The 19,956-nt window shown below is 63.3% G+C and carries 20 protein-coding genes; 3 read left to right on the top strand and 17 right to left on the bottom strand.

The window, feature by feature from the left end:
* Positions 1-5: 5 nt before the first annotated feature.
* Entirely contained in the window at positions 6-1,700 is a 1,695-nt protein-coding gene (locus tag PSET11_RS08120; protein WP_238989087.1) for a hypothetical protein, read from the bottom strand.
* Between the two features lie 298 nt (positions 1,701-1,998).
* Here PSET11_RS08120 and PSET11_RS08125 point away from each other — a divergent pair, with 298 nt between their 5' ends.
* On the top strand, positions 1,999-3,222 hold the full coding sequence (locus PSET11_RS08125; RefSeq protein WP_377947356.1) for an AI-2E family transporter: 1,224 nt from the start codon (positions 1,999-2,001) through the stop codon (positions 3,220-3,222).
* 53 nt (positions 3,223-3,275) lie between these two features.
* Here the strand turns inward: PSET11_RS08125 and PSET11_RS08130 are convergent, their stop codons facing one another.
* Positions 3,276-4,076: an alpha/beta hydrolase gene (locus PSET11_RS08130; RefSeq protein WP_124091603.1), complete on the bottom strand. Its 801-nt coding sequence runs from the start codon at positions 4,074-4,076 to the stop codon at positions 3,276-3,278.
* A 46-nt stretch (positions 4,077-4,122) separates the two neighbouring features.
* Positions 4,123-4,464 (bottom strand): ATP/GTP-binding protein, encoded by a 342-nt coding sequence (locus PSET11_RS08135; protein WP_124091604.1) that lies wholly within the window; start codon positions 4,462-4,464, stop codon positions 4,123-4,125.
* 99 nt (positions 4,465-4,563) lie between these two features.
* On the opposite strand from PSET11_RS08135, the gene nucS reads away from it, so the two are divergent.
* On the top strand, positions 4,564-5,259 hold the full coding sequence (gene nucS / locus PSET11_RS08140; protein WP_124091605.1) for an endonuclease NucS: 696 nt from the start codon (positions 4,564-4,566) through the stop codon (positions 5,257-5,259).
* Positions 5,260-5,269: 10 nt separating this feature from the next.
* Here nucS and PSET11_RS08145 read toward each other — a convergent pair whose 3' ends face one another.
* The 14 genes from PSET11_RS08145 to PSET11_RS08210 all read right to left on the bottom strand — a co-directional run bounded on the left by PSET11_RS08145 (position 5,270) and on the right by PSET11_RS08210 (position 18,778).
* Positions 5,270-7,885, bottom strand: coding sequence for a bifunctional lysylphosphatidylglycerol flippase/synthetase MprF (locus PSET11_RS08145; RefSeq protein WP_124091606.1), 2,616 nt, complete (start codon positions 7,883-7,885; stop codon positions 5,270-5,272).
* A complete protein-coding gene (locus PSET11_RS08150; protein ID WP_124091607.1) occupies positions 7,882-9,201 on the bottom strand; it encodes an alpha/beta hydrolase-fold protein in 1,320 nt (439 codons plus the stop codon). The genes PSET11_RS08145 and PSET11_RS08150 overlap by 4 nt, the downstream gene beginning before the upstream one ends.
* 5 nt (positions 9,202-9,206) lie before the next feature.
* On the bottom strand, positions 9,207-9,638 hold the full coding sequence (locus tag PSET11_RS08155; protein WP_124091608.1) for a DUF2550 domain-containing protein: 432 nt from the start codon (positions 9,636-9,638) through the stop codon (positions 9,207-9,209).
* A gap of 10 nt (positions 9,639-9,648) precedes the next feature.
* The gene (locus tag PSET11_RS08160; RefSeq protein WP_124091609.1) at positions 9,649-9,933 is read right to left on the bottom strand and encodes a F0F1 ATP synthase subunit epsilon; all 285 of its coding nucleotides are present in this window, start codon (positions 9,931-9,933) and stop codon (positions 9,649-9,651) included.
* A 1-nt stretch (position 9,934) separates the two neighbouring features.
* Entirely contained in the window at positions 9,935-11,389 is a 1,455-nt protein-coding gene (gene atpD, locus PSET11_RS08165) for a F0F1 ATP synthase subunit beta (RefSeq protein WP_124091610.1), read from the bottom strand.
* Positions 11,390-11,467: 78 nt separating this feature from the next.
* Positions 11,468-12,358 (bottom strand): F0F1 ATP synthase subunit gamma, encoded by an 891-nt coding sequence (locus PSET11_RS08170; RefSeq protein ID WP_124091611.1) that lies wholly within the window; start codon positions 12,356-12,358, stop codon positions 11,468-11,470.
* A gap of 72 nt (positions 12,359-12,430) precedes the next feature.
* Positions 12,431-14,068, bottom strand: a complete 1,638-nt coding sequence (gene atpA / locus PSET11_RS08175) for a F0F1 ATP synthase subunit alpha (RefSeq protein ID WP_124091642.1) — start codon at positions 14,066-14,068, stop codon at positions 12,431-12,433.
* Positions 14,069-14,151: 83 nt separating this feature from the next.
* Positions 14,152-14,979 (bottom strand): F0F1 ATP synthase subunit delta, encoded by an 828-nt coding sequence (locus tag PSET11_RS08180; RefSeq protein ID WP_124091612.1) that lies wholly within the window; start codon positions 14,977-14,979, stop codon positions 14,152-14,154.
* On the bottom strand, positions 14,979-15,533 hold the full coding sequence (locus PSET11_RS08185; protein WP_124091613.1) for a F0F1 ATP synthase subunit B: 555 nt from the start codon (positions 15,531-15,533) through the stop codon (positions 14,979-14,981). Before PSET11_RS08185 ends, PSET11_RS08180 begins: the two co-directional genes overlap by 1 nt.
* 46 nt (positions 15,534-15,579) lie before the next feature.
* Entirely contained in the window at positions 15,580-15,798 is a 219-nt protein-coding gene (gene atpE, locus PSET11_RS08190) for an ATP synthase F0 subunit C (protein WP_124091614.1), read from the bottom strand.
* 80 nt (positions 15,799-15,878) lie between these two features.
* Positions 15,879-16,679, bottom strand: coding sequence for a F0F1 ATP synthase subunit A (atpB, locus tag PSET11_RS08195; RefSeq protein ID WP_124091615.1), 801 nt, complete (start codon positions 16,677-16,679; stop codon positions 15,879-15,881).
* Positions 16,680-16,760: 81 nt separating this feature from the next.
* A complete protein-coding gene (locus tag PSET11_RS08200; protein ID WP_124091616.1) occupies positions 16,761-17,099 on the bottom strand; it encodes an AtpZ/AtpI family protein in 339 nt (112 codons plus the stop codon).
* Positions 17,092-17,574, bottom strand: coding sequence for a Cg1360 family ATP-synthase-associated protein (locus tag PSET11_RS08205; RefSeq protein WP_124091617.1), 483 nt, complete (start codon positions 17,572-17,574; stop codon positions 17,092-17,094). Before PSET11_RS08205 ends, PSET11_RS08200 begins: the two co-directional genes overlap by 8 nt.
* A 91-nt stretch (positions 17,575-17,665) precedes the next feature.
* The gene (locus tag PSET11_RS08210; RefSeq protein ID WP_124091618.1) at positions 17,666-18,778 is read right to left on the bottom strand and encodes an MraY family glycosyltransferase; all 1,113 of its coding nucleotides are present in this window, start codon (positions 18,776-18,778) and stop codon (positions 17,666-17,668) included.
* 271 nt (positions 18,779-19,049) lie between these two features.
* Here PSET11_RS08210 and PSET11_RS08215 point away from each other — a divergent pair, with 271 nt between their 5' ends.
* Positions 19,050-19,946: a glycosyltransferase gene (locus PSET11_RS08215; RefSeq protein WP_124091619.1), complete on the top strand. Its 897-nt coding sequence runs from the start codon at positions 19,050-19,052 to the stop codon at positions 19,944-19,946.
* The last annotated feature ends 10 nt before the right edge of the window (positions 19,947-19,956 follow it).

Raw genomic sequence — 19,956 nt, forward strand, 5'->3', positions numbered from 1 at the left:
TGGGACTACTTGAACGAAGCTCCCACCAGGCCGCGGGTCGCCGCGACCAACTTCATCGGATCGGCGCTGTCTGCCGGCGGCACGTAGATCGCCATGGACTCCACGAAGCTCAGCACCATGCCGGTGGTGGTTTCCGTGCCGCCAGCCAGGGCTGCTGCGTCTTCGCCGATAGTCAGCTTGTCACCGGCAGCCTTGGGGGTGCCTTCGAAGCCAAAGTTGATCCGGCCTTCCACCAGGGCGCCACCGTCAGCAGTTCGGAACACCGTGATGCTGTTCGGGTCAACCTTGTGCGTGAAGCTGAAGTTGCCGTTCTCGCCCGACTTGACCACCTCGGCCTGGTAGGACAACGTATCGGCGATGTAGGGCGAGGATGCACCTTCAACCAGCTTGTCCTTGTAGGCCGAATCGGCGTTGCCCAAACGGTCAGCCAGCCCGGCGAGGGCCTCCTGCGGGCTGTACGCAAGGCCTGCCTTGTCCGCTGGAGCCAGCGTCTCGGTGCCACGGTCGATGGTGGGGAAGGTGGTTCCCGGCTGGAGCGGGGTGGTCTGCACCAGCTTGTAGTTTTCGCGCGGTGACGCCTGGACCAGCGTCAGGAGCTGGGGCACCACGTTCCCGTCGCCTTGCGTCACGGCCAGCACGGACCGCGACCAGTCCCGGTTGGTGGTCACCACGGTGGTCAGGAGCTTGGTGGACCGGACGGGCATCCGGGCCTCATACGTGCCCACCTGGGAACGGATCTTGTAATTCTGGGTACGGACTTCCAGTTCAGTACCGCCTACCCGCGAAGCAAGCTGAGCCGCATCGCGTGCGGCGTCGCCAGCGTCCACTGCGCTGGAAACCTGCTCCAGGATCCGGCGGAACTGCGCATCCAGCAGAACGGGGGATGCCGTGGACGCGGCAGCATCCGACGAGGCAGTGGGGTCCGGTGACGGCGATGCTGCTACGGCCGCAGTGGCCGAACCGGCAACCAATACCGTCGCAACGGCTGCTGCTGCCATGGTCAACGGCGTGCTCGTGCCCGGTGCCCGTCGGCTGCCCGGGCCCGTGGACTTGCCGTCAGTGCCAGGGGCCGCCGGCTTGCCGCCGTCGACACCGCCGCTCTTACCCTTGCGGGCAGACCAGGCTGCCAAAGCGATACCCGCGAGGATGATGAGTGAGCCCAAGACGATCAACGGCACAGCCCACGGCGTGGCGGTGTCGTTCGGGAAGGTGATGGAGACGCTGGCCGGCGCAGCCTTTGTTCCGTCCGAGGCCAAGAGCAGTGACCAGTCGCCGTCAGCAGGCGGCGTCCACGTGTATTCGAGGTTGCCGCTGGCGTTCTCGGTGGACACCCAGAGGTCAGAGCCCGCAGGGTTGGGCACGGTGGCCTCACCCTCGGCATGCTCCACCTGGAGGGCCTTCTTGTCCTCAGACACACCTGTCACGGTGTTGTGCGCGGCCTGGCCAACCCACGCCGCGATGTCATCGGGGCGTCCGGTGGCGAGCACGAAGTTGCCATCACCCTCGATGGTGATTTTGGCTGTCCCGCCGTGCAGGGTTCGCAGGTCCTTGTCGAAGACGGTCACCGGTGCGGCAGCGGAATCAGCTGGTGCGGCAGCGGTGAAGGTCTCGGACGGAGCCCAGATGGTCTGCTGGCCGATACCTGCCAGGAGTGTCAGGAGGCCGAGCAGCACGAGTGCGGCTGCAGTCTTAAAACGCAAAGGAAACACCTATCATCAGCGGGGGTTTACCTTCAATAGTAACCGTTCTGTTATCACCGGTACCGGAGATGAGGGCAGAATCACGACGACGGCCGGTCACGTCCGGTGCCCCGGCAGGTGTTGACAGGGTGGCTGGTACTGTTGCGATGATCATCACAAGCGCCCAAATGGGCGGCAAAACGCACGGAACAGGTTCCCAGATCCAGTGACTGACAAGACGGATTCAACCTCCGCAGCAGACAACGAGGGTGCAGGCGATCCGAACAGTTCGGCCCCCCAACTACGCAAAGCGTCTCCCGTGGACTTGGTGAGCCGCCTCTTCCGCAGGCTCAGGCAGCCGCTGCCAGGAGCCCAGCCCCGGCTGAGGTTCGAAATGTCACCGGAATACGCCAACCATCACGACGATTCCCACGACGAGGACCGCGACGACGACGAGGGCGAGGACGGCAAGGTACGCGCCCAGTACGGCCGGCCGGGTCCCAGGATGTCGCAGCAGCACCCCCTTTACCTTGGCTTCATGGGCACGGTGGGCGTTGGCTTGGCCCTGCTCGTGTATTGGATCGGATCCAACACCACGCAGTTGCTGCTCTGGATCGTTGCGGCGCTCTTCATCTCCCTCGGCCTGGAACCCGTGGTGGGCTGGCTGGAACGGCGGAAGATCCCCCGCCCTGCAGGCATTGTTGCGGTGCTGCTGGTGCTCACCGGTGCCGTGGTGGGCTTCTTCGCCACCCTGATTCCCACGATCGTGGAGCAGGTCAGCCAGCTCGTGCAGCAGGCGCCGGTGTGGGTCCGTGAATTCATCAACTCCAGCTTCTTCATCAGCCTGGACGACGAGTTCGGCGTGCGGGACCGGATCCAGGAAGAGCTGGACAAGTTCGTCAACGATCCCGCTGCCATGGGCGGAATTTTCGGCGGCGTGGTGGGCTTCGGCTCTACCGTGGCGAACGGGCTCTTCGGCACGTTGATCGTGTTGGTCCTCAGCCTGTATTTCCTGGCCGCCCTGCCCGCCATGAAGAAGTGGGGCTACCGCCTGGCACCACGTTCACGCCGGAAACGGGTGGAGGCACTCTCTGAGGCGATCACCCGTTCGGTAGGCAACTACGTGATTGGCCAGGTCTGCGTTGCCCTGCTCAACGCCAGCTTCGCCTTCATCCTGATGTCCATCCTGGGAATCCCCTTCGCGCTGCTGTTGGCTTTCGTGGTGGCACTGCTGGCCTTCATCCCGCTGGTGGGCGGCATGATCGCTGCCGTGGTGGTGCTGCTGGTATCACTCACCGTGAGCTGGCAGACCGCCGTCTTCTACGCGATCGGCTACTTCGCCTACCTGCAGTTCGAGGCGTACTTCATCTCGCCGCGCATCATGCAAAAGGCTGTTGCCGTGCCGGGCGCCGTGGCCGTCATCTCCGTGATCGCCGGTGGCAGCCTGCTGGGCGTCCTCGGGGCACTGATTGCCATCCCTACCGCTGCTGCGGTGCTGCTGCTGATCCGGGAGATCTACATCGTCCGGCAGGACCAACACTAGGCACCGATTCCGGGCCGTCCCCGCGCTGTTCGCAGTGCAGGGACGGCCCGTTTTTAGTTTGTTGCCGTGGCGGTGGGCCCGGCCCACTCGGTGGGCAGGCCCGCAGCCCCCGGACCGTCGGGACTGACTTCTGCGACGATTTCGTTCAGGACCCGCGCCGCGTACTTCTCCCCCACCCATAGGTGCTTGGCGCCGTCAACGCCCACCAGACGCGCCTGCGGAATCACGGCGAACCGCTCCGCCGCCGCAGCGGGCTGCAGGAAGTCATCATGCTCGGGGACCAGCACGGCGAGCGGCTTGGCCGAAGCGGCCCACAGTTCCAGGTGTTCGTCTTTGGCCCGGTGCAGCGGCGGCGAGAGCAGCACCGCACCCTCAATCTGGGCAGCTACGGGCGCCGCCGCGCCATACATCAGCGCCAGTTCGGTGCCGAACGACCAGCCCACCAGCCATCGGTTGGGCAAGCCGCGGTCCACGGCGAAACGCACGGCAGCCGCAACGTCATTACGCTCCCCCACGCCTTCTTCAAACACTCCGCCGCTGGTTCCGCGGGGCGAAGACGTGCCCCGGGTGTTGAACCGGAGCACGGCAATGCCTGCCAGGGCTGGCAGCCGGTAGGAAGCTTTACGGTACACGTGCGAGTCCATGAAGCCACCGTGGGTGGGCAACGGATGCAGGGTGATGAGCGTGGCCCGGATGGGACCCGACTCCGGCAAGGCCAATTCGCCCACCAGCGTCACGCCGTCGGCGGTCACCAGTTCCACATTCTCCCGTCGGGCCGGCAGGACGGTGGACGCGCGGATGGTGGTGGGGCCTGGGGCCTGGCTGAATTCGTACGACGCCGGATCAAAAGTCATGCCTGCCAGCTTAGTCAGTGTCCACCCCACGGCGCCCAACGGCAGGTCAGCGGTAGCGGTAGCTCCGCGACGCCCAGCAGTTGCTGTGCCAGTGCCGACGTTCGGCAAGACCTGCCGCGGCGCCGAAGAGATGGTCGTCTTTCCAAACCACCAAGTGGGCTATTCCCGGCAGCACGGCTGTGGAACACTCCGGGCAAATGTAGGTTTTCTCCGCGTTCTTGGCGGTCATGGTGCGGACCATCCAGTCGCCGTCCGGGGCGCTTTCCCGCCGGGCGATGCCCGCCCTGGCCCGTTCGAGGTCCAACTCGGGAACCTCCGCGCCGCTCTTTCGTCCGCCTGCCGCAGTCTTCCCGGAAACAGGGCGGCGGGGGCGATTGGAGCGCGGCATACGTCCATTCTGCCCCAGCACCCCAGCGCACTGGGAACTGGGGGCTGCCACGACAGGCACCCACGCCGCGGTCAACCCACACCCGGTAGTGTGTACGGCGTGCGACTTGTAATAGCTCGATGCTCAGTAGATTATGTTGGCCGACTGAAAGCCCACCTCCCCTTGGCCACCCGGCTCCTGCTGGTAAAGGCTGACGGTTCGGTGTTGGTTCACTCGGACGGCGGCTCCTATAAGCCGCTGAACTGGATGAGTCCGCCTGCCACGCTGCGAGTGACCTCCCCGGAGGAGGTTGACTTGGAACTCGGTGTGGTGGAGCAGTGGACCGTGCAGTCGGCCAAGACGGATGATCGGTTGATCATCAACATCCACGAAAAACTCAGCGATGCGGCCCATGACCTTGGCGTGGACCCCGGCCTGATCAAGGACGGCGTCGAGGCGGACCTGCAGCGCCTCCTTGCCGACCAGATCGAGACACTCGGGACCGGATTCTCCCTCATCCGCCGCGAGTACTTCACCGCCATTGGGCCGGTGGACATTCTGGCGCGCGATGCGAGCGGCGCCACTGTGGCGATCGAACTCAAGCGCCGCGGCGACATCGACGGCGTCGAACAGCTGACCCGTTACCTGGAACTACTCAACCGCGATCCACTGCTGGCCCCCGTCCGCGGCATCTTCGCTGCCCAGCAGATCAAACCACAGGCCAAGGTGCTTGCGAACGACCGCGGCATCCATTGCGTCACCCTCGATTACGATGCCATGCGCGGCGTGGATGATTCAGAGTCCCGCCTGTTTTAAGGCTCCCCGCCTAGCTCACCAGGGTCCGGACCAGCTTCGCACCTTGCGCGAGCGATAGCCCCGGCAGGTAGGCACGGGTCAGGGCGCGGCCAATGGCCGGCAGGTGCAGCGGATCCTGGTAGTACAGGTACAACGAGCGGTACTCAGGCTTGAAACGGGATTTGAAAGCCGCCAGGGACCGGAAGCCGTAGACCGGTTCCAGCGCGTGGCCCACCAGGTCCAGGATCCGCAGCAGGTTCTCCGTCCCGGCCTGGTCAGCGGCGGCAGAGCTGCTGACCTCATCCACTGCGTCCACCCCGGCGGTGCCGGGTGGCAGGTCCGGATGGCCGACCTCGGTCGCCGGGCCGCCGTCGTCGGGCTTGCTGGCAAGCGGCGAGCCGGAGAGGGAGATGACATCCACGGTGTCTCGCAGCTCCAGGACCGCCGAGGCGATAAGGAACTCCATGACCCCGGGGAACCCTTCGGGACCGCGGCGCATCACGTCCAGGGTCCTGCTCACGAGTTGCCCATCGGCGTACACCGGCAGCCAACTGGTGACGCCGTGCACCGCGCCGTCGGCGTCCACGGCCAGGCAGCACAGTACGTCGGGGTCATCGAGTTCGTCCACTCCGCCGAGGGTGAAGCCCATTTCGGGGACCGACTTGGCGGCCGCCCACTCCTCTGACACTTCCTTGAGCTTGGACCGCAGCGCCAGCGGCAGCTGGGCGTACTGGCCCCAGACCGCCTGCACCCCGAGCTTGGCGGCGCGGTTGAGCGCGGTCCGGACGTTTTGCCATTCTTTGCCCTTGAATTCGATTTCGCGGACCGCCAACCGAGTCTCTTGGGCCACCGGCACCCGGGAGAAGCCACGGGCCTGCAACGCGGGCCAGATGCTGTCATCGCAGGAATAGAGTGCTGGGATCATCGCCTGGCTGCGGCAGTGCGCCAGGAATCCTTCGGTGGCCTCCTGCTGCCCTGCGGCGGGGCCAAACGAACTGCCCAAGGTCAGGGCAACGCTGCCGTGCTCTTGATATGCCATGGCCCCGCGCCCGTCCGGGCTGAACCAGTAAAGGTTGGGTTCCCAGAGCGCCATCCAGGACAGCGAGCCGCCGCCCTGCCGGAGCAACTGTCGGGCGCGGCTCCGGTCCTGTCGGCCTGAGTCGCTGCTGTGCCGCCTGCCCACCAGCACCCACCAGACACCGATCAAGGCGATGGTCCAAAACACCGGACCCGAGTAGGCGAACAAGACGGCCTCGATGGTGTTCCGGTCGGTGAAGAGCCTGCGGAAATACTGCGGGATGGGCACCGGCACGTATTGCCGGGCGAGTTCGGCAAACAGGCCCAGGATGCCGCCGTCGCGCTGCATGCCACCCGAGCCGAACCAGGCCACCGTGTAACTGCTGGCCAGAACCAACCAGGAGCCGCCCACCAGCGCCAGCAGGTTACGGCGCGACCGGGGCAGGGTCTGGACCCTGAATTGGCGCCTACTGAACCACAGCAGCAGGGCCAGCAGGAGCGGCACGCCTACCAAGGGCAGGACGTGCGCAAACGCCGAGCCGAGCGGAGCAGCGTGCGCCGCCTGCGGCCTGGAGGGGACCAAGGCGAAGAGCGCAAGGTAGACGGCGGCCAGCGCGGTCACGGCCAGCTGGATGACCAGGGCAATGATCAGCGCCAGGCTCCGCCCGCGCCGCATTCCATCGGCGCAGATCAGCAGCAGGATCACCGGAACCACTGCCAATGCCAGGCCGAAGGGCCCCGCCAATCCTGACCGGCCCGCCTCCAAACAGGAGGCTTCCACCGTGGCGCCGCAGTTGAAGGTGATCTGGCTGAGGGTGGGCATGGGGTTCAAGACCACGTCGCGCAACAGGGCCAACGGACCGGTGGGGGCTCGGGTGATGCCGCTCAGAATGGGCCCCACCGCAAACACCGCCACCATCAACGCCAGCAGGTTCCTCGTCTCCCGCCCCGTGGATCGGTGCCGGAGATGACCGCCGTCGCGCTGGATCCACCACCCAACCAAGAGCCCCAGCAGCGCTCCCAGCAGACCAATCACCGTTTCGGGGTGGCCAACGTACAGCACGAGCAGGAGCGACACCGAGAGCACCGCAGTCCGCAATCGCCGCTGCCACAGCACCGGAATGCGGGCGCTGGCCGCCAGCCCTGCCGCCAGGACTGGTGCGTAGGGACCGATCAGCACCACGTCGGTCATGGTGTCCAGCCAGCCATCGCCCACGAAAGCTGCCACCTGCGTCAGCAACAGGAAGATACTGATCGAGGCGAATTGGCCGCCGAGGAGGAGGACGACGGCGGCCCACGCACCGAGGCGTCGCTCGGCCAGGCCCAGCAAAATCAAGATCATCAGCGATGCCGCCACGTACGCCAACGGGTTGGTGGCGAAGAAGATGCTGGTGAACATGGTCCACCAATGCCCATCCTGCAGCCCGGAAAGACTGACGCCCGCAAGATCGAGAAGTCCCGCGGGCGGCCCGGCCAAGAAACTACCCGTCAGGCCCGCCGTTCCCAGGAATAGCACCAAGACAACCAAGGTCACGGGCACCGCTGCCACAGTGCGTCCCAGCCGACCCAGGACCGGCCGGGCAACAGTGGCCCAGGCCAGCCCCAAGGTGGTTTGCTGCCCACCACTCACGGCGTCATCCCCCAGCGCTGTGCCAGGAAGTCCAAGGCATCAGCGATCCGGCGGGAGGAGGTGTCCCAGGAGTGGCCAGCGTGCTCCACCTGGTAGGCGCGCACGGTGAAGCCTGCCGCCTCGGCAGCCGCAGCGAGAGTCTTGAGATAGCCCACAAATTCAGTATCGTCCTGACCCGCGGTGAGGTACATTCCGTGCCCGTCGAAACGCTCGGTGGCCATCATGGCGAGGGGTGTCTGCCGGTCAAATGCTGCTGCATCGCCGGGGAAGGACGCGTCAATGGTCTTCTGGCGTTCCTTGGCAACCGCAGGTTCAACTTCGCTGGAGAATCCCACGACGGCCGGGAAGAGATCCGGGTGCCGGGTGCCCATCTGGATGGCGCAGGTGCCGCCGAAGGAGAAGCCGCCAATAGCCCAGGAGGCGTGGTTGGTGTCCACCGCCAGGGTGGCACTGATCCATTGGGTCACGTCCTTGGCCAGGTACGTATCAGCCTGGGCAATCTTGCTGTCCAGGCACATGGTGTTGGCATTCTGGGAGCCGTTGGGATCCGGAATGACCACCACGGGCGCCACGCCGCCGTGCGCTGCAGCGAAAGTGTCCATGTGGCCACGGAGAGCACCACCTGTCAACCAGTCGGCAGGCCCGCCGGGTTGCCCGGCCACGAGGACCAGGACCGGCAGGGCAGGGCGGTTGGCAGCAAAATAGGCGGGCGGCAGGTAAATGTACGCTTCCCGGGCGTCGAACCCGGAAACGGTACCGGGAATCGCGGACTTGCGCAGCTCTCCCCCAGCCGGCAGCTCACCTTGCGGTTGCCAGCCTTGGCGGGATCCGCCGTCGGGCGCACCGGCTGACCTCATCAGGGCAGGTTCAAGCTCGGGGACGTTGGCAACGGCGGTCCCCAGCAGATCACTGACGGTGCGGTTCAAGCCGAAGTAGGCGTTGATCTGCACTGCTGACAGCAGTCCCACCAACACGAACGCCACCACACGGAGTCCCCTGACGCGCCACGACGACCGGCACCAACGCAGCAACACGAGGAGGAAGGCGGCGACGGCGGGAACCAGCCAGGCCAGGACGGTGTCCGGGATGTTTTCCGGGAAGACCGCCCAAATGTTAATGAGCGCCCAGTGAACGGCCTGCACCACGGCGAACGCCAGCAGGCCCGCGGCAACGACGGTCACGAGCCAGCGAAGGAGCCGGCGGTCAAAACCGCGCCGGGGCGGAAGCAGCAGGACTGCAGCGCCCAGCAGGCCGAGGACCAGAGCACCCCAGTACACGGGCCCGTCAGTCAAGCGAATGTCATAGAACCAATCCACAGCCGCTAACGCCAGGTTCCCACGCCCACCACAGGCCCGGCTTCAAGCCAGGAGGACAGCCCTGTGTAGGCATCAAACTTCATGGCAAGGCGCACGTCTTGGCCTTCGTAGCGGAGTTCCACGATGACGACGTCGGGTTGAACCCTGACAGCCTCGTCCTCTGTGGGTTTGCGGCGGCCCAGCAATTCGAGGGAACTGCGTTTGAACTTGTGTTTGGGCCGGACGTTCAGCGAGATCAGCCGAAACCATTCAAGGTCGTTGTCCTGATAACGACAAACCCCCATCTGCCAGCTGTTTCCAGCCATGCAAATGGAGGCGTCCACGGTGCCGAGGGCGCGCCGCAGATTGAAGCGGCGCACCCCCGAAAGGCACAGTGCAAATACCAGCAGTCCAAAAGCGACTGCCAAGGCGATGAACGGAAATTCCGGTGCGTTCACCAAGGTCGTGCTAGCGAATCCCAGCGGTAGCCGAGCCGCCCAACTTGGCGTTGTCGGCAACAATGACGACGCGGTTGTTGTCGACGGAGAAGAAGCCACCGTCAACGTCCACGGCAATGCGGTCACCGGTTACCGGCTCAATGGCCAGCTCACCTTCAGCCAGGATCGCCAGCAGGGGCGAGTGGCCGGGCAGGATTCCGATTTCACCATCGCTGGTGCGGGCCTTGACCATCTTGGCCGCTCCAGACCACACAAAGTGGTCTGCTGCGACAATCTCAACCTCAAGCTCAGCCATATTACTTGGTCTGTTCCTGGATCTTGGCCCACTGGCGCTCGACGTCATCGAGGCCACCGACGTTGAAGAACGCCTGCTCCGCGATGTGGTCCAGCTCGCCGTCGCAGATAGCGGTGAAGCCTTCGACGGTGTCCTTGATGGAAACCGTTGAGCCTTCGACGCCGGTAAACTGCTTGGCGGTGTAGGTGTTCTGCGAGAGGAACTGCTGGATACGGCGTGCACGCGACACGACGATCTTGTCCTCTTCAGAAAGCTCGTCAACGCCGAGGATGGCGATGATGTCCTGGAGTTCCTTGTTCTTCTGCAGGATCTGCTTCACACGGACAGCCGTGTTGTAGTGGTCCTTGCCGATGTACTGGGGATCCAGGATGCGCGAGGTGGACGTCAGCGGGTCAACGGCCGGGTACAGACCACGGGATGCGATTTCACGGGAAAGTTCCGTGGTGGCATCCAGGTGTGCGAAGGTCGTGGCCGGAGCCGGGTCGGTGTAGTCATCTGCGGGAACGTAGATGGCCTGCATCGAGGTGATGGAGTGGCCCTTGGTGGACGTGATGCGCTCCTGGAGGAGACCCATCTCGTCAGCCAGGTTGGGCTGGTAGCCCACGGCCGAAGGCATGCGGCCGAGGAGGGTGGAAACCTCGGAGCCTGCCTGCGTGAAGCGGAAGATGTTGTCGATGAAGAGCAGCACGTCCTGGTTCTGCACATCGCGGAAGTATTCCGCCATGGTCAGGGCGGACAGTGCAACGCGCAGACGCGTTCCCGGCGGCTCATCCATCTGGCCGAATACAAGGGCGGTGTCCTTGAGGACGCCTGCCTCTTCCATTTCAACCCAGAGGTCGTTACCTTCACGGGTACGCTCGCCAACACCGGCGAACACCGAGGTGCCACCGAAGTTACGGGCAACACGGGTGATCATTTCCTGGATCAGCACGGTCTTGCCCACGCCGGCGCCGCCGAACAGGCCGATCTTTCCACCCTTGATGTACGGGGTGAGAAGGTCGATGACCTTGATGCCGGTTTCCAGCATCTCGGTGGAGCCTTCGAGGCTTGCGAACGCAGGAGCCTTGCGGTGGATGGGCCACCGCTCGGTGGTCTGCAGTTCCGACTCGGTGATGTCCAGGGGCTGGCCCAGGACGTTGAAGATGTGGCCCTTCACTCCGTCACCAACGGGAACGGAGATGGGCGCACCGCTGTCTACCACCGAGGTGCCGCGGACAAGTCCGTCGGTAGCCTGCAGGGAGATGGCGCGGATGAGGTTGTCGCCCAGGTGCTGGGAGGTCTCAAACGTGATGGTTTTGGTCTCACCGTTGAGGGTGATCTCGGTGGATAGTGCATTGTAGATCGACGGGATTGCGTCAGCCGGGAATTCGACGTCGACAACCGGGCCGATAACACGCGCGATACGACCGGTAGCACCGGACGTTGCGGCTACGTGTTCGGTAGCAGTGGCAGTCATCTCTCTCACTTCACTCAGTAGATGGCGTTAAGTTTATCTGTTGTGGTGCAGGTCCCGCAGGAACCGATACCGTGCGGGCTAGGACGCGAGTGCGTCGGCGCCAGCAACAATTTCGGACAGCTCCTGCGTGATCTCGGCCTGGCGGGCCGTGTTGCGCAGACGCGTGTACTTCTTGATCAGGTCAGTGGCGTTGTCGCCTGCCGACTTCATTGCACGCTGGCGGGCGGCAAGCTCGGAAGCTGCTGCCTGCAGCATTGCTGCGAAGAGGCGGGATTCGATGTAGCGGGGCAACAGCGCATCCAGAACCTTTTCCGTTTCCGGTTCGAATTCGTACAGCGGCAGCAGCTCCGACTCCGACGCGGCTTCCTCCTCCACTACCTCAAGGGGCAGAAGGCGGATGACCGTCGGTTCCTGGGTGACCATCGACTTGAAGCGGGTGTAGACCACGTGGATCTCGTCGACGCCGCCGTCTTCGTAGTCGGCAGCGAATTCGGCGAGCAATGCTTCACCGATCTCGCGCGCGGTGGCGAACTCGGGTGCGTCGGTGCCTCCGGTCCAGACCCTTTCATAGGTCCGGTTCCGGAAGTCGAAGTAGGCCTGGGCCTTACGTCCGACGAGGTAGGTCTTGACTTCCTTGCCTTCGGCGTGGAGCAGCTCGTTGAGACCTTCCGCCTGCTTGAGGACGCCAGCCGAGTAGGAACCAGCCAAGCCACGGTCCGAGGTAAGTACCAGGACTGCGGCGCGGCGGATCTGCTCCGGCTCAGTGGTCAGCGGGTGGTCGATTTCGCTTTGGCTTGCGACAGCAGAAACGGCGCGTGTGATCGCGTTCGCGTAAGGCAGTGAAGCTGCTACGCGCGCACGGGCCTTGCCGATGCGCGAGGTAGCGATCAGTTCCATCGCCTTGAAGATCTTGCGCATCGACGTGGTCGAGCTGATCTTCTGGCGGTAGACCCGAATCTGGGCTCCCATACTTATCCTTTCCTAACATTCCCTCAATCGGTGTGCCGGCCCCTCAGGCCCGGCACACCCGATTCAGTGGAACTAGCGCTTCTGCTTGACGATTTTTTCCTGGTCAACGTCACCCTCGGTGAGGGATTCGTGTGCCTCGTGGCCTGCGCCCACCAGGTGGTTGTCGCCGTCGCCGAAGAAGCCCTTCTTGAAGTCGATAATCGAGGACTTCAGAGCTGCAGCGGTGTCATCGTCCATCACGTTGGTCTGAGCCAGCGTGGTGAGGATGGAGGACTTGTGCCGGAGGTGTTCCAGGAACTCAGTCTCGAAGCGGTTGACGTCCTCAACGGGAACGTCATCCAAGTGGCCGTTGGTGCCAGCCCAGATGGAGACAACCTGCTCTTCAACCGGGAACGGCTGGTACTGGCCCTGCTTGAGCAGTTCCATCAGGCGTGCACCACGGGTGAGCTGCTGGCGTGAAGCGGCGTCCAGGTCCGAGGCAAACATGGCGAAGGCCTGCATGTCGCGGTACTGGGCAAGCTCCAGCTTCAACGTGCCGGAAACCTTCTTCATGGACTTCACCTGTGCGGCACCGCCAACGCGGGACACCGAGACGCCCACGTCAACAGCGGGGCGCTGGTTGGCGTTGAAGAGGTCCGACTGGAGGAAGATCTGGCCATCGGTAATGGAGATCACGTTGGTCGGGATGTAGGCGGAAACGTCGTTTGCCTTGGTCTCGATCAACGGCAGGCCCGTCATGGAGCCGGCGCCGAGCTCGTCGGAGAGCTTGGCACAACGCTCCAGGAGGCGGGAGTGCAGGTAGAAGACGTCGCCCGGGTAGGCTTCGCGTCCCGGCGGGCGGCGGAGCAGCAGCGACACTGCACGGTAGGCCTCGGCCTGCTTGGAGAGGTCATCAAACACGATGAGGACGTGCTTGCCGCCGTACATCCAGTGCTGGCCAATGGCAGAACCTGCGTAGGGAGCCAGGTACTTGAAGCCTGCGGGGTCGGATGCGGGAGACGCCACGATGGTGGTGTACTCCAGCGCGCCGTTGTCCTCGAGGGTCTGGCGGACAGCGGCGATGGTGGATGCCTTCTGGCCGATAGCCACGTAGATGCAGCGAACCTGCTTGGTGACATCCCCTGAAGCCCAGTTGGCCTTCTGGTTGATGATGGTGTCGATCGCGATCGCGGACTTACCGGTCTGGCGGTCACCAATGATGAGCTGGCGCTGGCCGCGGCCGATCGGGATCATGGCGTCGATAGCCTTCATACCGGTCTGCATGGGCTCGTGCACAGACTTACGCTGGGTCACGCCCGGTGCCTGGAGTTCCAGGGCACGGGTGGTCTCAGCCTTGATCTCGCCGAGGTCATCGATGGGCACGCCCAACGGATCCACGACGCGGCCCAGGAACGCGTCACCCACGGGAACAGACAGAACCTGTCCGGTGCGGTGTACTTCCTGGCCTTCTTCGATGCCGGTGAAGTCGCCAAGAACGATCACACCGATTTCGCGGACGTCAAGGTTCTGGGCCAGGCCCAGGGTGCCGTCCTCGAAACGCAGCAGCTCGTTCGCCATGACCGAGGGAAGGCCCTCAACACGGGCGATGCCGTCACTTGCGGTGGTTACGCGGCCAACCTCTACGCGTTCTGCGTTTCCGGGTTCGTAGGACGCCGCGAACTCGTTCAGCGCATTACGGACGTCGTCGGCGTTGATGGTCAAATCGGCCATCTGCAGTCCCTGCTCTCCTGTTTTCGTGATCATCGTTGCTCACGATGACCGGGGTTTGTATCAGTTTTGGTGTGCTTGTCCGGCTAGCCGGCCAGCTGGCGTTGCAGCGAACCCAGGCGGGTGATGACGGAAGCGTCAAGCACTTCGTCGCCAACCTGGACCCGGATGCCGCCAATCAAGGCAGGATCAACGATGACGTTGACTTTCAATTCCCGTCCATACAGTCCATCTAGGCCCGCCTGGAGGCGGTCCAGCTGGGTCTGTGTCATGGGCCGGGTCACGGCAACAGTGGCGATCCAACGTTGCTGGCGCTTAGCTGCCAACTCCGCGAACTGGGCCACGAGCCGTGACGGCTTGACGCCGCGTGGGTGGGCTGCTGCCTGGCTGATGAGGATTTTTGCTTCCTCACTGGCGCTGGGAACCAACCGCTCAACGAGGGTGGTTTTGGCAGCGGCCGAGGCTTGCGGCTCGGACAAGGCACGTTGTACCTCGTGGTTGGAGGCAACAGTCTGGTTGAAGGAGAACAGATCGTTCTCCAGTTCTTCCAGACCGGAGATTCCGGAGGCGGAAACGGCCGACTTGGTCTCGGCAACGGAGATGACAACCGTCGCGGCGAGGGTCTCGAGTGCATCGCCGATATCGCGTGCGGCTGCCCAGCGCAAGCTGGCCAATCCGGCTGCGATGTCAGCAGCATCAGCGGAGACTTTCCCGCCAACCAGCTGCCTGACCAGCGCCGACTTCTCGTCGCCTGAGCGGGACGGGTCAGTCAAGGCGCGGCGCAAACCAGCCGAGCTGTCCACCGTTCCCAGAATTCCGAAGAGTTCCTTTGCCAACTGAAGCGACGCGGTGGGAAGCTTTGCTTCCAAACCTGCCAGCGCTGATGCCAGCGATTGACTCGATACACCTGCCATTACTTAGCAGCACCCGCGTTCTGGTTCTCCAGATCTGCCAGGAAGCGGTCCACAACGCGAGCTGAACGCTCATCGTCATTGAGTGCTTCGCCGACGATGCGGCCTGCCAGTGTGGTGGCGAGCGAGCCAACCTCTGCGCGCAGCGACACAACGGCCGCCTGGCGCTCGGATTCGATCTGGGTGTGAGCCTGAGCGGTGATGCGGGCAGACTCGGCGCCCGCCTTCTCCTTCAGCTCAGCCAGGATCTGCGCGCCTTCGGCGCGGGCTTCCTCACGGATGCGGTTGGCTTCAGCGCGGGCGTCCGTCAGCTGCTGCTTGTACTCTTCGAGTGCAGCAGAGGCCTCCGCCTGGGCCTTCTCAGCCTTGGCAATGCCACCTTCGATGGCTTCGGCACGCTCGGCAAAGGTCTTCTCGAACATCGGGACAACAAACTTGACCACGATGAACATGAGAATCGCGAAGCCAACCAGGACAACGCCCATTTCCCAAACATTGGGAACAAGGGGGTTGACCTTTTCGCCTTCAGTGGCGGCTGAGATGATCAGCTGATTCATATTTCACCCGTCCTTATCTACTCGGTTCTGAATTTCGCTTCGGTTCTTAGGAAAGAACGAAGGCGAAGACCAGGCCGAGGATGGCGAGGGCTTCAGTCAGCGCAAGGCCGAGGAATGCGATCGGCTGCAGGACGCGCTGGGCTTCCGGCTGGCGTGCCACACCGTTGATGTAAGCGGCGAACACGAGACCAACACCGATACCACCACCGATCGCGGACAGGCCGTAGCCAATGAGGTTAATGGAGCCGTTGATGGTGCCTTCCATTTTTCTTCCTTTCAAGATGCCACCCGTGTGGCAGGTTGTTTGGGTTGCTTCATCCCCGCAATGGGGAAGTGTGAGGGAGCCTAGTGGCTGTCGGCGTGCAGTGCGCCTTCAATGTAGATCGCGGTCAGCAGGGTAAAGACGTAGGCCTGCAGGACCATGATCAAAGCTTCAAGCATGTACATGGCGATGGCGCCTGCCAGGACCAGGACCGAGGTGCCCTGCAGCAGGACGTTCTCCTGCATGACCAGGAACTCGATGCCGTAGCCAGCGATCATCACGATCAAGTGTCCTGCGAGCATGGTGGCGAACAGACGGAGGCTGTGCGTGACCGGGCGGACAATGAAGTTGGAGATGATTTCGATCGGGATAACGATCGGCAGGATGTACCACGGCACCCCTGAAGGAACGGTAGCCAGCTTGAAGTAGCGGATTCCGTTCTTCTTGAGGCCGATGATCAACCAGGTGAAGTAAACGATTCCGGCCAAGACATAGGCGCCACCGACGTGCGAGAACGTAGGAAGTTGGAAGAACGGAATTGCACCGTAGATGTTGTTTACCAGGATGAAGAAGAACAGGCTGAACAGCAGCGGAACATACTTGATGAAGTCCTTGCCGCCGATGATGTCCTTGGCGATGCCGTTGCGGACGAAGCCGTAGGCGGCCTCGCCGGCGAACTGAAGCTTGCCGGGTACCAACTGCCCTTTACGTGCTGCAAGCACGAAGAAGATAGCGATAAAGACGACGGAGAGGAGAACAAGCAGCATCTGCTTGGAGAATCCCTCATCGGCACCCCACGGCAGGATTGCCGGCAAATGCATTTCGTTAATTCCAGGAGGAGTGAACTCTCCTGAATCTTGGGCCGGGAGCGCAAGCGCGATCAACGCGTTTCCTCTCTGCAGTGTCCATCATTGGGCGTTGGGCGGGGACCGGCGGCCGGATGGCCCGCTGCTCCCCCTGTGAAATTATTTGGCATCTGTCATGCCGTCCTCGGACGGCCCGCTGGCAGCGTGACGCTCGCCAGTAGTCTTACGTGAACTGGTGAGGCCATGCATGTGGGAAAGGTAAAAACCTCCGACGGCTCCAAGCAGAGCGCCTGCGAGCACAATCCAGCGCGTTCCCCACAGATTATCCAGTCCCCACCCTATCAAACTCCAGACGATGATTCCGCCAATAATGTAGCTGAAGACGGCGATTCCAGCGTTGTATCCGCCGTCCCTGCCGTTGTCTGAAACACCCGGCGCTGAGCTGGTTGCGGAACGGTTGGAGCGACGGCGGTCACGGGAGTTTGCGCGTTCACGCATGGGTGGAGTCCTCGCTGTCGGGATCGTTGTAGATCTGCAGGCGGGCCTTGCTGAACCCGAAGATCTCGGCGCCCTGCCATAGGACCACGGTGACGACCGCACCGATCACGAACCAGCGGTCGTGGAGCCAGGCCGGCGCACCAAGGATGAAGAGGACGGCGGCGAAACCAACCACCTTGATGAAGTAGGTGGCGACGAAAACGCCGATTGCACCTGCCGGATTATTACGCCCGACGTAATGGCCTACGAGGAGGCTGATGCCGAAGAACAGCATCACCAACACTCCCCCGAACGCGCTGGAGAGGCCACCGGTCAGGCCGTTCAGCACTGTGGCCAACGCTGAGCAGAGGATGAGGCCCGCCGCGCCGGCGATCGAGCTGACTTTCAACAGGTGAAGCCAGAGCGACTTCGTGGGTCCCGAAGCACCAACTGGTGAGTTTCCAGGCACAGGCCCAGACTCGGCGTTGGAGCTCATGCGTTCCCAATCGTCGGTACTGAAGGGTGGTTTGGTTGCAGTTGAAGCTGCCCTTGAATTCTACACGAGATAGAAATAAACCCGCACGGCGTTACGTAGCGGATTGCCCGGATTTCCGCGTCAGATACGGCCATGCTGTGACCAGCGCCATAGCCAAGGTGGCAATGATGTCCACGACGAGCACCACCTGCCAGGGGAACACGGCGAAGGCGAGCCCGCCGAAGGACAGCACCGCCGTCCACAGGTAGAGCAGCACCACCGCGGCGCGGTGGGAATAGCCGATGTCCAGGAGTTTGTGGTGCAGGTGGCCGCGGTCGGCGGTCCAGGGCGAGCGTCCGCGTGCCGTGCGTCGGACCACTGCCAGGCCCAGGTCCAGCAGCGGCAGGAAGAGGACAGCGAACGGCAAAAGGATGGGGATGATGGTGGAAATGCCGTTGACGCGGTCGTAGAGTCCGGAGGTGATTTGGCCGGTTGATACCACGCCGGCGGAGGCCATCAGGAGCCCAATCAGCATGGCCCCGGAGTCGCCCATGAAGATCTTGGAGGGAAACCAGTTGTGCGGCAGGAAACCCAGGCAGCTTCCCACCAGCACCGCGGTGAGCAGGGTGGCCAGGTCGGAATAGTCGAGGAGTACCGCGTTGCGGTGCACCCAGTAGGCCGTGAAGAAGAAGGCCGTGCCGCCAATGATCGCAACGCCTGCGGCCAGGCCGTCCAGGCCGTCAATGAAGTTGAAGGCATTCATGCTGACCACGATCAGTCCGGCCGTGAGCACGATTCTTAAGGTGTTGTTTTCCAGGTAGATCGGCTCGGGAACCCATGGAACGATGGTCATCTGGACGCCCCAGACCGCCACCACCAGCCCGGCCACACTCTGGCCGATCAGCTTGACCCACCAGCGGATGTCCAGCAAGTCATCCGCCACCCCGATCAGGACAATGATTGCGGCGCCCGCCAGCACTCCCCAGGGTTGGAAGTTGTTCCGGTAGATGTCCTTCACGAAGAACGATTGGCTGGCCACAATCAGCGCAACCAAGACCCCCATGAAGATGGCCACGCCGCCCAGCCGGGACACCGGAACCGAGTGCACGTCGCGGCTGCGGATGGGCAGGTTCAGCTCCAGCCGTTGCCCTACGACCCTGGCAGCCCAGGTGGCGCCGTAGGAAACAATGGCAGCGGTGAGGCCCATCAACAGGTACATGATCATGGCATGGGCGCCATTTCATGCGCCGACGTGGCCGTGGCAGAGGGCGTGCGCAATCGATCATGCAGGGGTGGGCTCACTGGCCTGGACTCTGTACTTCGGTAAATGAAATTCTCCGTCGCCGGGCGCGCAGCAGGCAGTGCGTGGTGCCATACAGGGCTGTATTACAGTGGACTCTAGTCAAAGATACTAGCGTCAACAGCCTCATGGCTTTGCGCCACACGGGCGCACAGCGAGCGGGGAAAGCCCCAGCAGCCATGCTGAAAGGACCCCCATGACCCCCCGCGTTGCAGTGGCAGCCGTTACCTTCGATCGGCCCAAAGAGCTGGCCGTCCTCCTCTCCGCCATCAACGCCCAGACCGCTCCGGTGGAGACGCTGGTCCTGGTGGACAGTGGCACCACACCTGCCAAGGATGTGGCGTCTGGCCATCCGAACGTGGACTATGTCCGTTCCGAAGCGAACCTCGGTGGGGCAGGAGGTTTCGCGCTGGCAACGCTCAAGGCGATCGCCTCGGGTGCCACCTGGATCTGGTTGATGGACGACGACGCCGAGCCAGCCGACCCGGAAATTCTCGCCACGCTGCTTCGCGAGGCTGAGGCCCGCGACCTTGAAGCGGTGGTTCCGTTGGTGACGGCGCCGGGCGAGCCCGACAAGTTGTCCTTCTTCTTCCGCATCGACGGACAGGTCACCCACAGCCGGGCCGCTGTCGAACGCCTCGGCTTTTTGGCAGGTGACGGCCACTTCTTCAACGGTGCGTTGATCCGGTCCGATGTCTTCTTCAAGGTAGGGCTGCCGGACATACGCCTGTTCATCCGCGGCGACGAGGTGGACTTCACGCTCCGGCTGCGGAAGGCCGGGATCCGGTTTGGCACCGTCACCACGGCGGCCATTACCCACCCGCACGCATTTGCCGAGACGAAGCACGTCTTCGGTGCGCGCTGGCATGTGATTGTGCCGGAGTCCGCGTTCAAGCGGTACTACTACTACCGCAACCGGGGCTACCTGATTCGCCGCTACTTCCGGGTCAAATCCTTCGTGGCGGATGTGGGCGGCTACACGGGATACTTCATCCAGCAGCGCGACCTGCGCGGCTTCCTGTCCTGGGCCAAGGCGTTCACCGCTGGTCTCCGCGGTAAGGGCTTTGCGCCGCTGGCGGACCAGAAGTTCTAGGGTAGTCTCA

The sequence above is a fragment of the Arthrobacter ulcerisalmonis genome (assembly GCF_900609065.1).
Lineage (GTDB): Bacteria > Actinomycetota > Actinomycetes > Actinomycetales > Micrococcaceae > Arthrobacter > Arthrobacter ulcerisalmonis.